Genomic DNA, 13,058 nt, shown 5'->3' on the forward strand with positions numbered 1-13,058 from the left:
GAAGCTCCTAGTCCGTGCCAACGTCACGCCTCAGCACCGAACCCACCGCCGTCCTCGTCCTCGAGGACGGGCGACGATTCTCGGGTCAGGCCTACGGCGCGCGCGGGCGCACCCTCGGCGAGATCGTCTTCGCGACCGGCATGACCGGCTACCAGGAGACCCTGACCGACCCGTCCTACGCCGGGCAGATCGTCGTGCAGACCGCGCCGCACATCGGCAACACCGGGACCAACGACGAGGACAAGGAGTCGCGCCGCATCTGGGTCGCCGGCTACGTCGTCCGCGACCCCTCCCGCGTGGTCTCGAACTTCCGCGCCCAGCGCTCGCTCGACGACGACCTCGAGGCCGACGGTATCGTCGGCATCTCGGGTGTCGACACCCGTGCGATCACGCGCCACATCCGCTCGGCCGGCTCGATGCGCGCCGGCGTCTTCTCGGGCGAGGACCTCGCCCTGGGGGAGGAGGAGCAGCTCGCGCTGGTCCTCGGCGGCGCGCAGATGGAGGGGATGAACCTCTCCTCCGCCGTCTCGACGACCGAGCAGTACACGGTGCCCGCCCAGGGCGAGCGCGTGGGCTCGGTCGCGGTCATCGACCTCGGAGTGAAGACCTCGACCGTGCACTACCTGTCGGAGCGCGGCTTCGACGTCCACGTGCTCCCGGAGTCGGTCACCGCCGACGAGGTCCTCGCGCTCGACCCGTCCGCGCTGTTCTTCTCGAACGGACCGGGCGACCCGGAGGCCTCCGACCGCCACGTCGACCTGCTGCGCACGACGCTGCGCGCCGACCTGCCCTTCTTCGGCATCTGCTTCGGCAACCAGCTCCTGGGCCGCGCGCTCGGCTTCGGCACCTACAAGCTGCCCTTCGGGCACCGCGGCATCAACCAGCCGGTGCTCGACAAGCTCACGGGCCGCGTCGAGATCACCGCGCAGAACCACGGCTTCGCGGTGGACGCGCCCATCGACGGCGAGCTCGATTCGCCCGAGGGCTTCGGCCGCGTCGAGGTCAGCCACTACAGCCTCAACGACTCGGTCGTGGAGGGCCTGCGCTGCCTCGACATCCCCGCCTTCTCGGTGCAGTACCACCCCGAGGCGGCCGCCGGACCGCACGACTCGAACTACCTCTTCGACCGCTTCCGCGCGATGGTCGTGCAGCGCACGACCGAGCAGGGCGGCGCCGAGCCCGCGAACGACATCCTTTCGACCAGCACCACCGGAGAGCAGAAGTAATGCCGCGCAGGGAAGACATCAACAGCGTCCTCGTCATCGGCTCCGGCCCGATCGTGATCGGCCAGGCGGTCGAGTTCGACTACTCGGGCACCCAGGCCTGCCGCGTCCTGCGCGCCGAGGGGGTGCGCGTGATCCTCGTCAACTCCAACCCGGCGACGATCATGACCGACCCCGACTTCGCCGACGCCACCTACGTCGAGCCGATCACCCCGCAGGCGATCGAGGCGATCATCGCCAAGGAGAAGCCGGACGCGATCCTGCCGACCCTCGGCGGTCAGACCGCCCTCAACGCGGCGATCCAGCTGCACGACCTCGGGATCCTCGAGAAGTACGACGTCGAGCTGATCGGCGCGAGCTTCGAGGCGATCAACCGCGGCGAGGACCGCCAGATCTTCAAGCAGCTCGTGCTCGACGCGGGCGCGACGTCGCGAAGTCCTACATCGCGCACACGGTGGAGGAGGCGATCGAGTACGCCGAGGACCTCGGCTACCCGCTCGTCATCCGCCCGTCCTTCACCATGGGCGGTCTCGGCTCCGGCTTCGCGTACACCCGCGAGGAGCTCGTGCGCATGGTCGGCGACGGACTGCACCAGAGCCCCACGACCGAGGTGCTCCTCGAGGAGTCGATCCTCGGCTGGAAGGAGTACGAGCTCGAGCTCATGCGCGACACCGCCGACAACACGGTCGTCGTCTGCTCGATCGAGAACGTCGACCCGGTCGGCGTGCACACGGGCGACTCGATCACCGTCGCCCCCGCGCTCACGCTGACCGACCGCGAGTACCAGAAGCTGCGCGACATCGGCATCCGGATCATCCGCGACGTGGGAGTGGACACCGGCGGCTGCAACATCCAGTTCGCGGTCGACCCCGCCGACGGCCGGATCATCGTCATCGAGATGAACCCGCGCGTCTCGCGCTCGTCGGCCCTCGCCTCCAAGGCGACCGGCTTCCCGATCGCGAAGATCGCGGCGAAGCTGGCCATCGGCTACCGCCTCGACGAGATCCCGAACGACATCACGAAGGTCACCCCGGCGAGCTTCGAGCCGACGCTCGACTACGTCGTGGTCAAGGTCCCGCGCTTCGCGTTCGAGAAGTTCCCTGCAGCCGACAAGACGCTGACGACCACCATGAAGTCGGTCGGCGAGGCCATGGCGATCGGCCGCAACTACGCCCAGGCCCTGCAGAAGGCGCTCCGCTCGCTCGAGAAGCGCGGCTCCTCCTTCCACTGGGGCGAGCAGACGCACTCGGTCGAGGAGCTCCTCGAGATCGCGGAGACCCCGACCGACGGCCGCATCGTCACGGTGCAGCAGGCGCTGCGTCTCGGCGCGAGCGTCGAGCAGGCCTTCGAGTCGACGAAGATCGACCCCTGGTTCCTCGACCAGATCGTGCTGATCAACGAGATCGCCGACCTGGTGCGCGAGCATCCGTCGCTGGACGCGGGGCTGCTGCGCCTGGCGAAGGACCACGGATTCTCGGACCTGCAGATCGCGGAGCTCCGCGGTCTCGACGAGGCCGAGGTGCGCGCCACCCGCTACGAGCTGGCCGTCCGCCCCGTCTACAAGACCGTCGACACGTGCGCGGGGGAGTTCCCCGCGCTCACCCCGTACCACTACTCCTCCTACGACGAGGAGACCGAGGTCGTGGCGGCCGACCGCCGCAAGGTCGTCATCCTCGGCTCCGGCCCGAACCGCATCGGGCAGGGCGTCGAGTTCGACTACTCGTGCGTGCACGCCTCGTTCGCCCTCTCGGAGGCCGGCTACGAGACGATCATGATCAACTGCAACCCCGAGACCGTCTCGACCGACTACGACACCTCGGACCGCCTGTACTTCGAGCCCCTGACCCTCGAGGACGTCCTCGAGGTGATCCACGCGGAGTCGCAGTCCGGCGAGCTCGTCGGCGTCGTCGTCCAGCTCGGCGGCCAGACCGCCCTGGGCCTGGCGAAGGGCCTCGAGGAGGCGGGGGTCCCGATCCTCGGCACGACTCCCGAGGCGATCGATCTCGCGGAGGAGCGCGGCGCGTTCTCGCGCATCCTCGACGAGGCGGGTCTGCTCGCGCCGCGCAACGGCACCGCGATCGACCTCGAGGGGGCGCTCGGCGTCGCGACGGGCATCGGCTTCCCCGTCCTCGTCCGCCCGTCGTTCGTCCTCGGCGGCCGCGGCATGGAGATCGTGTACGGCGCCGCGCAGCTCGAGGACTACTTCGAGCGGATGGCCGACCAGGGCATCATCGACGCGACGCACCCGCTGCTCGTCGACCGCTTCCTGGACGACGCGATCGAGATCGACGTCGACGCGCTCTACGACGGCGAGCAGCTCTACATCGGCGGAGTGATGGAGCACATCGAGGAGGCCGGGATCCACTCCGGCGACTCGGCGTGCACCCTGCCGCCCGTGACCCTCGGCCGCCGGCAGATCGACGAGGTCCGCGACGCGACGCTCGCCATCGCGCAGGGCGTCGGGGTCCGCGGACTCCTCAACGTGCAGTTCGCGATCGGCCAGGGCGTGCTCTACGTCCTCGAGGCGAACCCCCGCGCCTCGCGCACCGTGCCCTTCGTCTCGAAGGCGCTCGGCATCCCGCTGGCGAAGGCGGCGTCGCGCCTGATGGTCGGCGAGACCATCGCCGAGCTCAAGGCCGAGGGCCTGCTGCCCGAGCGCGACGGCTCCGACGTGCCGATGGACTCGCCGATCGCCGTCAAGGAGGCGGTCCTGCCCTTCAAGCGCTTCCGCACCAAGGAGGGCCAGATCGTCGACTCGCTCCTCGGCCCCGAGATGCGCTCGACCGGAGAGGTCATGGGCATCGACCGCGACTTCCCCCGGGCCTTCAAGAAGAGCCAGGACGCGGCCTACGGCGGCATGCCCTCCTCCGGGACCGTCTTCATCTCGGTCGCCGACCGCGACAAGCGCGCCATCGTCCTGCCGGCGCTCCGTCTGCGCCAGCTCGGCTTCGAAATCCTCGCGACGGAGGGGACCGCCGAGGTGCTGAACCGCAACGGCATCCGGACCAGGGTCGTGCGCAAGTACAGCGAGGAGGCCGTCGGCGACTCCCCGTCGATCGTCGAGCTCGTCAGCCGGGACGAGGTCGACGTGGTCATCAACACGCCCAGCGGAGGAGCGTCCCGCGCGGACGGGTACGAGATCCGCGCCGCAGCGGTCGCCGCCGACAAGCCGCTGTTCACCACCATCGCCCAGCTGGCCGCCGCCGTCGCCTCGCTCGACGTGGCTGGCGAGCCCTTCGAGGTCACGAGCCTGCAGGACTACGCCCTGCGTCGGGCGGAGCGCCTGGCGTGACCGAGCCTTCGGAGCGCGCCTCGAGCGCGCCTTCGACGAGCACGGACAGCTCTGCGTCGGCATCGACCCCCACGCGTTCCTCCTGGACGCGTGGGGGCTGGGCGACGACGCCGCGGGGCTGGAGTCGTTCGGCCGCCGCGTCGTCGAGGCCGCGGCGGGGCGCGTGGGCGTGGTGAAGCCGCAGGTCGCGTTCTTCGAGCGCCACGGCTCGGCGGGCTACCTCGCGCTCGAGCGCGTCCTCGCCGACGCGCGCGCGGCCGGGCTCCTCGTGATCGCCGACGTCAAGCGCGGCGACATCGGCACGAGCGTCACCGCCTACGCCGAGGCGTGGCTGCGCCCCGGCTCGCCTCTCGAAGCCGACGCGATGACCGCCTCCGCCTATCAGGGGCTCGGCTCCCTCGACGGCATGCTCGAGCTCGCGGAGGAGGCGGGGAAGGGCGTCTTCGTCCTCGCCGCCACCTCGAACCCGGAGGCGGGACCCGTGCAGCGCGCGCTCGTGCAGGACGGCGAGCACGCGGGGTCCCCGCTGGCCAGCGCCGTGCTGGCGGACGTGGCATCCTGGAACGCGCACCACGCGCGCTCCCCGATCGGCTCGATCGGCGTCGTGCTCGGGGCCACCGTCGCCCTGGGCGACTACGGCATCCGGACGGACACGGCGCCGGCCCCCGGGCTCCCGGTGCTGGCACCCGGCTTCGGCCATCAGGGCGCCGGCGCCGCGGACGCACCGCGGCTCTTCGGGGCACTCGCGGCGACGACTCTCGTGAGCGAGTCGCGCAGCGTGCTCGGTGCCGGTCCCGACGGGATCGCCGCCGAGATCGACCGCCGTGCCCGAGACATCCAGGAGACCCTTGTCCGCTGAAGCCGCCCCCGCCGATCCCGGGTCCCTCGCCGCCGCCCGCCGGCCGTCGCCTCCGGAGGTCGACCGCCGCGCCGCCTCCGCCGCGGCCATCGCCGCCCGGCGCGCCCGTGCCGGCGTGAAGAAGGACGTCGCGTCCGGCGAGCGTCCCGCGACGGCGGTGCTCGCCGCCGCCCAGAGCGATCCCACCGGAGTCGAGGGGCGGATGCGCGTGAGCGAGCTCCTGCGCTCGGTGCCCGCCCTCGGCGTGGTCAAGACCCCGCGCGTGATGGAGCAGCTGCAGATCGCGCCGTCCAAGCGCCTGGGCGCCTCGGCCGCCGTCAGGTGGAGGGGCTGCACTCGTTCCTCGAGCAGCGCGAGGCGCGTCAGCGCCGCGGGGAGCGCACCCGCCTCGTCGTCCTCGCCGGACCGACCGCGGTCGGCAAGGGCACCGTGTCCACCTACATCCGCGAGAACTACCCCGAGGTGCTGCTGTCCGTCTCGGCGACGACCCGTGCGCCGCGCCCTGGCGAGATCGACGGCGTCAGCTACTACTTCATCGACGACGCCGAGTTCGACCGCATGGTCGAGGCGGGCGAGTTCCTCGAGTACGCGACCGTCCACAACGCCTACCGCTACGGCACCCCGCGCGGGCCGATCGACGCCGCTCTCGCCCAGGGGCGCCAGGTCATGCTCGAGATCGACATCCAGGGCGCACGGCAGGTCCGCGAGCGGATGCCGGACGCGCGGCTCGTCTTCCTCCTGCCGCCGAGCTGGGACGAGCTCGTGCGTCGACTCGTCGGCCGGGGGACCGAGAGCCCGGAGGAGCAGCAGCGCCGTCTGGCGACCGCGCGCATCGAGCTGGCCGCGCAGGACGAGTTCGATTTCGCGGTCGTGAACAGCACCGTGCCCGAAGCGGCTCGCGAGGTCGTAGAATTGATGTCGCCTCGTTCCGACGGCGCGCCCGCCGACCCGGGCCGCTGACGTCCGGGCCACCGACCACCTCCGGGCCGACGCCCCGACCGCCGACAGGGCCCAGCCCCCAGGCGCCGCCGCGTCGAGCTCCTCCGGAGCCGCAGATCGGCGCTCACGCGCCCCGCAGTGGCTGACACGCCAACAAGGAGACACCATGGCCAACAACCTCGGCATCATCGACCCGCCCATCGACGAGCTCCTCTCGAAGGTCGACTCGAAGTACGCGCTGGTGATCTTCGCCTCCAAGCGCGCTCGCCAGATCAACGACTACTACGCCGACCTCCACGAGGGCAGCCTGTTCGACAACGTCGGCCCGCTGGTCGACTCGACCATCGACGACAAGCCGCTCTCGGTCGCTCTCCACGAGATCAACGAGGACAAGCTCGTCGCCCAGCCCCTCGCCGAGTAGTCCGGCCCCCTCCGGGTGCGCTCCTCGCAGAAGACCGCTCGGCGGCTGAACGTCGTCGTCGGGATCACCGGCGGCATCGCCGCCTACAAGGCGGTCGGCGTGGTGCGCGCGCTGGTCCTCGAGGGTCACGACGTCCACGTCGTGGCCACCGAGGCCGCGCTCCGCTTCGTCGGGAAGCCGACTCTCGAGGCGATCTCGCGGAACGCCGTGCACACCGAGCTCTACGAGGGCGTCGCCGAGGTCCGGCACGTGGCGATCGGCCAGGCGGCCGACCTGATCGTCATCGCCCCGGCGACCGCGCACACCCTCGCCAAGCTCGCGACCGGGCTCGCCGACGACCTCCTCGGCAACACCGTGCTCGCGAGCACCGCCCCGCTCGTCGTCGCCCCCGCGATGCACACCGAGATGTGGGCGAACCCCGCCACCGCCGCGAATGTCGAGACGCTCCGCTCGCGCGGCGTGCACCTCGTCGGCCCCGCCTCGGGTCAGCTGACCGGGTCCGATTCCGGACCGGGGCGGATGGAGGAGCCCGCGACGATCGTCGCCGAGGCCCTCGCCGTCCACGGCCGCTCGGTCGGCGCGAAGCGCGACCTCGAGGGGCTCCGCGTCCTCGTGACCGCGGGTGGCACCCGCGAGCCTCTGGACCCCGTCCGCTTCGTGGGCAACCGCTCGAGCGGTCGCCAGGGCGTCGCCCTCGCCCTCGCCGCCGCGGCCAGGGGAGCGAGCGTCACCGTGCTCGCCGCCAACCTCGACATCGAGGCGCCCCGCGGGGTCGAGGTCGTCGCCGTCGGCACGGCGCTCGAGCTGCGGGAGGCGGCACTCGCGGCCGCCGCGGACGCCGACATCGTGATCATGGCCGCCGCCGTGGCCGACTACCGGCCGGCCGACGTCTCGGAGTCGAAGATCAAGAAGGAGCAGCAGGGCGACCGTCTCGTCCTCGAGCTCGTCAAGAACCCGGACATCCTCGCCGAGATCGCCGCGGCGAAGACGGGGAACCAGCTCGTCGTCGGCTTCGCCGCCGAGACCGAGACCGACCGCGAGGCGATGCTGGCCCTCGGACGCGCCAAGATCGCGCGCAAGGGCTGCGACCTGCTCGTCCTCAACAGGGTCGGCTGGACCGAGGGCTTCCAGAGCGACAGCAACACCGTCGTGGTCCTGGATCGGGCCGGCGATATAGTGATCGAGGCTTCCGGCACGAAGGCGTCGGTGGCCGACCGCGTCCTCGACGTGGTCGCGCGCTAGCCGACGGCGGCTGCTCTCAGGCGGTCCCGTGCGTGCGCGGACCGGGTCCGAGCGCGGCACCTCCGCCGGTCGGGCGCGGAACACCCCCGAGCCCGGCGATCCGTGTCCGCACGCCGCCGCGCCCCGCTGCCGTCGCCGGTCATCCCGCTCCCCGTGAGCCGGCCGCGCCCGACGCCCCGGCCGAACAGTTCCCGGAACGAAATGAGACCCCCCGCATGACCTCCTCCGGATCGCTCCGCCTGTTCACCTCCGAGTCCGTGACCGAGGGGCACCCCGACAAGATCTGCGACCAGATCTCGGACCGCATCCTCGACGCGCTGCTGCGCGAGGACCCCAGGAGCCGCGTCGCCGTCGAGACCCTCGTCACCACCGGCCTCGTGCACGTCGCCGGCGAGGTCTCGACCACCGGCTACGTCGAGATCCCCAAGATCGTCCGCGACACGATCGTCGAGATCGGCTACGACTCCTCCGAGAAGGGATTCGACGGGCGCTCCTGCGGCGTCTCCGTCTCGATCGGGCAGCAGTCGCCCCAGATCGCCGCCGGTGTCGACACCGCTCTCGAGGTGCGCACCGACGCCGCCGACGACGACGCCTTCGACCGGCAGGGTGCCGGCGACCAGGGCCTGATGTTCGGCTTCGCCACCGACGAGACCCCCGAGTACATGCCCCTGCCGAGCTGGCTCTCGCACCGGCTCGCCGAGCGCCTCGCGGCCGTGCGCAAGTCGGGCGAGCTCGACTACCTCCGCCCCGACGGCAAGACCCAGGTCACCGTCGGCTACGACGGCACGACCCCGCGCTCGATCGACACGGTGGTGCTCTCGACGCAGCACGCCGAGCACGTGAGCACCGAGACGATCCACGCCGACATCGAGGCGCACGTGATCCGGCCGGTCCTCGAGACGGTCGACCTCGACTCCTCCGCCGTCCGCCTGCTGATCAACCCGACCGGCCGCTTCGAGATCGGCGGCCCGCAGGGCGACGCCGGGCTCACCGGCCGCAAGATCATCGTCGACACCTACGGCGGGGCCTCGCGGCACGGCGGCGGCGCGTTCTCGGGCAAGGACCCGTCGAAGGTCGACCGCTCGGCCGCCTACGCGATGCGCTGGGTCGCCAAGAACGCCGTCGCGGCCGGTCTCGCCCGGCGCCTCGAGGTGCAGGTCGCCTACGCGATCGGCAAGGCCGCTCCGGTCGGCCTCTACGTCGAGTCGTTCGGCACCGGCACGATCCCCGACGAGCAGATCACGGAGCGATCCGCTCCGTCTTCGATCTGCGTCCCGCCGCCATCATCCACGCGCTCGACCTGCTCCGCCCGATCTACTCGCAGACCTCGGTCTACGGCCACTTCGGCCGCGAGCTCCCCGACTTCACCTGGGAGCGCCTCGACCGCGTCGACGACCTCCGCTCCGCCGCGGGTCTCTCGTAGCGGGCGCGGCGCAGGCGGTGGAGACCTCCTCCGGCGCGTCGGACGCCGTCGCGCGCGTCCTCCTGGACTCGCCGCTGCCCCAGCTCGACCGGCTCCTGGACTACGCCGTCCCCGAGTCGCTGCGGTCGGACGTGCGCCCGGGCGTCCGGGTGCGCGTCCCGTTGCGCACCGGCGGGCGCATCGCCGACGCCTTCGTCGTCGAGGTCGGCGAGGGGTCCGAGCACGTCGCACGCTCAGCGCGATCGAGGAGCTGGTCTCACCGGTGGTCGTGCTCACGCCCGAGGTGTGGGCACTGGCGCGCCGGGTGGCCGACCGGGCCGCCGGAGGGGCGAGCGACGTGCTGCGCCTGGCCGTGCCGCGCCGGCACGTCCGGGTCGAGCGCGCGCACCTCGCGGCGGAGCCGGTCGTCGTCCCGGTGCCCGTGGCGGCGGCTCCCGTCGCCGGGTACGCCGCCGACGCCTTCGACTCCCTGGCCCTGAGCGGCCGCCTCGCCGTGGGAGCGGTGCCCGCGCCGGTGCAGCTCTCGACGGGCACATGGGTCGGCGGCTGGGCGCTGACCCTCGCCGAGCTCGCGCGCAACACCGTGGTCGCGGGCGGCGACGCGATCCTGGCGGTGCCGGACTACCGCGACCAGGAGCAGCTCGAGCTCGCGCTGGCGGATCTGCTGCCGGCGGAGCTCGTCGTGCGGCTCGACGCCCGGCAGAAGGGAGCGGAGCGCTACGGAGCGTTCCTCCGCTGCCTCGGGCCGGGTCCGCGGGTGATCGTCGGGAACCGCTCCGTGCTCTACGCGCCCTCGCGGGCCCCGCGCCTGATCGCGCTCTGGGACGACGGCGACCCGCTGTTCGCCGAGCCTCTCGCGCCCTACGCCCACGCCCGCGACGTCGCGCTCGTGCGCCAGGAGCAGAGCGGAGCGGGACTCGTCCTCCTCGGCCACACCCGCACGGTCGAGGTCGAGCGCCTCGTCGAGATCGCCTTCGCGGCGGAGGTCGAGCCGCGCCCCGCGAAGCGGCCGCACGTGGTGCCGACCGCCCAGCAGTCGGCGGCCGACGAGCACGACGCCGCGGCCCGCATCCCCTCGTCGGCCTGGCGGCAGGCTCGCATCGGTCTCGACTCCGGCCCCGTCCTGGTCCAGGTCGCGCGCCCGGGCTACGCGCCCGTCGTCGCCTGCGCCCGCTGCCGGACGGTCGCCCGCTGCAACCGCTGCCAGGGTCCGCTCGCCGTGCACGCCGCCGGGGCCCGGCCCAGCTGCGGCTGGTGCGGCCTGATCGCCGCCGAGTGGCACTGCTCGGTCTGCGAGGCCACCGCGCTCCGGCTCGTGACCCTCGGCGCCGGTCGCACGGCCGAGGAGCTCGGCCGGGCGTTCCCGGGAGCGAAGGTGGTGGTCGCCGACGGGCAGCGCCCGGTGCTGACCCTGCCGGACGAGCCCGCGCTGGTCGTCGCGACCCGGGGCGCCGAGCCCCGGGCGGACGGCGGCTACCACGCCGTCCTCCTCCTCGACGGCGAGCGGATGCTGGCCCGCGAGAGCCTGCGCGTCGCCGACGACGCCCTGCGCACCTGGTCGAACGCCGCCGCTCTGGCCCGGCCCGGTGCCCCTGTCCTGCTCGTCGGAGTCGGCGGACGGATCGCGACCGCCCTGGCCACCTGGCGCCAGGCCGAGTACCTCCGCGCCGAGCTGCTGGAGCGGCGCGCCCTGCGCTTCCCGCCCGCGGTGCGCCTGGCCACCGTCAGCGGCGACGCCCACGCGGTCGAGGAGGCGCTCGACGCGCTGGACGAGAGCGACCGGCACGAGGTGCTCGGCCCGGTCGGGCTGGAGGACGGCTCCGTCCGGGCCATCGTGCGGTTCGACTACGCTCGCGGTGCGGAAGTCGCTGCTCGGCTCCGCTCCGCGGTCGTGCGCAACGCCACTCGCCGCCGCCGTCCGCCGACCACCCCCGGCCGCTTCCGCCCGGCCCCGAAGCTGCGGGTCCGCCTCGACGATCCCGACATCCTCTAGTCCCACCCGCACCACCGCCACCCAGGAGCCCCTCGTGCGCCTCGTCTTCGCCGGCACTCCGGCCCCCGCCGTCCCGACCCTGCGGGCCCTCGCCGCCTCCGGTCACGAGATCGTGGCCGTCGTCACCCGCGAGGACGCGCCCGTCGGGCGCAAGCGCGTGCTGACGCCCTCGCCCGTCGCCGTCGTCGCGGAGGAGCTCGGCCTCCCCGTCCTGAAGGCGAACCGCCTCGACGAGGCCGTCACCGACCGCCTCGAGGCGCTGGCGCCCGAGCTCGGCGTGATCGTCGCCTACGGCGGACTCGTGCGCGCCCGGCTGCTCGCCGTGCCCGCCCACGGCTGGATCAACCTGCACTTCTCGCTCCTGCCGCGCTGGCGGGGAGCGGCGCCGGTGCAGCGCGCGCTGATGGCGGGGGAGGAGACGATCGGCGCGAGCGTGTTTCAGCTGGTCGCGGAGCTCGACGCCGGGGACGTCTACGCGGAGCTGTCGGAGGAGGTCCGCGACCGGACGGCGGGGGAGCTGCTCGAGGTGCTCGCCGACTCCGGTGCCGGGCTGACGGTCGAGGTCGTCGAGGCGATCGCCGCGGGCACCGCCCGGGCCGTGCCGCAGTCCGGCGAGGTGACGCTCGCTCCCAAGCTCGACGTGTCGGACGGTCGACTCGACTGGACCGCGCCGAGCGCCCGCGTCCTCGCGCTCCTTCGCGGCACGACTCCGGAGCCCGGCGCCTCCGCCGCCGTCGGCGACGCCCGGCTGAAGGTGCTCGCGGCCCGTGCGGTCCAGGAGGGCCCGGCGCTCGAGCCCGGCCGCGTGCTCGTCGATCAGGGCCGCGCGCTGGTCGGCACCGGCGACGGAGCCGTCGAGCTCGTGACCGTGCAGCCCGCGGGCAAGAAGCCGATGGCCGCCGCCGACTGGGCCAGGGGCCTGCGCGAGAGCACGGTGCTGCGATGAGCGGCCGCCGCGAGGCGGCGCCGGCCCGCCGCGTCGCCTACGACGTGCTGCGCGCCGTCAGCGGGTCCGACGCCTACGCCAACCTCGTCCTGCCCGGCCGGATCCGCGCCGCCGAGCTCTCGCCGGCCGATGCGGGTCTCGCGACCGAGCTCTGCTACGGGACCCTGCGGATGTCCGGCTACTACGACCGGGTGATCGTGCTGGCGGCGGGCCGCCCGATCGAGTCCGTCGACGCCCCCGTCCTCGACGCGCTCCGCCTCGGCGTGCACCAGCTGCTCAGCACCCGGGTCGCTCCGCACGCCGCCGTGAACGAGAGCGTCGCGCTCGTGGCCGCCGACGGCTCCCGCGGGGCGGTCGCCTTTGCGAACGCCGTACTGCGCTCGGTCTCGCGGGGCTCGTCCGAGGAGTGGCGGGAGCGCGTCTCGGCCGCCGCCGTCTCGGCCGACGACCGCATCGCCGCGCTGAGCTCGCATCCGCTCTGGATCGTCAAGGCGCTGCGCCGCGCCCTGGCCGCGGAGGGGCGGGCCGACGAGCTCGACGCGCTCCTCGCGGCCGACAACGCGGCTCCGCGGGTCAACCTCGTCGCGCTCCCGGGTCTCGCCGAGGCGTCGGAGCTCCCCGAGGCCGCCGCGGACCGCTGGTCGCCCGTCGGCCTCGTCAGCACCGGCGGCGATCCCGAGGCCGTCGACGCCGTGCGGGAGGGGCGCGTGCGCGTGCAGG

The 13,058-nt window shown here is 73.2% G+C and carries 6 protein-coding genes and 4 pseudogenes; all 10 read left to right on the forward strand.

The annotated features are described in order from the left end of the window. The first annotated feature begins 14 nt into the window (after positions 1-14). A complete protein-coding gene (gene carA, locus B0T42_RS03010; RefSeq protein ID WP_077221890.1) occupies positions 15-1,226 on the forward strand; it encodes a glutamine-hydrolyzing carbamoyl-phosphate synthase small subunit in 1,212 nt (403 codons plus the stop codon). Then, a pseudogene (gene carB / locus B0T42_RS03015) lies at positions 1,226-4,515 on the forward strand (carbamoyl-phosphate synthase large subunit). Before carA ends, carB begins: the two are co-directional and overlap by 1 nt. Before the next feature lie 7 nt (positions 4,516-4,522). Beyond that, a pseudogene (pyrF, locus tag B0T42_RS03020) lies at positions 4,523-5,374 on the forward strand (orotidine-5'-phosphate decarboxylase); the annotation flags it as partial. A gap of 202 nt (positions 5,375-5,576) precedes the next feature. Beyond that, positions 5,577-6,334, forward strand: a pseudogene (gene gmk, locus B0T42_RS03025) (guanylate kinase). Positions 6,335-6,479: 145 nt separating this feature from the next. Then, positions 6,480-6,734: a DNA-directed RNA polymerase subunit omega gene (rpoZ, locus tag B0T42_RS03030; RefSeq protein ID WP_055791825.1), complete on the forward strand. Its 255-nt coding sequence runs from the start codon at positions 6,480-6,482 to the stop codon at positions 6,732-6,734. Between the two features lie 45 nt (positions 6,735-6,779). Then, positions 6,780-7,976 carry a bifunctional phosphopantothenoylcysteine decarboxylase/phosphopantothenate--cysteine ligase CoaBC gene (coaBC, locus tag B0T42_RS03035; protein WP_077221898.1) on the forward strand — a complete coding sequence of 399 codons (1,197 nt, stop codon included), beginning with the start codon at positions 6,780-6,782 and terminating at the stop codon, positions 7,974-7,976. A gap of 215 nt (positions 7,977-8,191) precedes the next feature. Further along, a pseudogene (metK, locus tag B0T42_RS03040) lies at positions 8,192-9,399 on the forward strand (methionine adenosyltransferase). Between the two features lie 17 nt (positions 9,400-9,416). Next, positions 9,417-9,878, forward strand: coding sequence for a primosomal protein N' family DNA-binding protein (locus B0T42_RS22195; protein ID WP_342418196.1), 462 nt, complete (start codon positions 9,417-9,419; stop codon positions 9,876-9,878). A 1,548-nt stretch (positions 9,879-11,426) separates the two neighbouring features. Then, entirely contained in the window at positions 11,427-12,338 is a 912-nt protein-coding gene (fmt, locus tag B0T42_RS03050) for a methionyl-tRNA formyltransferase (RefSeq protein ID WP_077221892.1), read from the forward strand. Continuing rightward, positions 12,335-13,058, forward strand: a 724-nt coding sequence (locus B0T42_RS03055; RefSeq protein ID WP_274703329.1) for a transcription antitermination factor NusB, incomplete at its 3' end; no start/stop codon positions are given. The genes fmt and B0T42_RS03055, both read left to right, overlap by 4 nt.

This window comes from Rathayibacter rhapontici (assembly GCF_001995175.1).
GTDB lineage: Bacteria > Actinomycetota > Actinomycetes > Actinomycetales > Microbacteriaceae > Rathayibacter.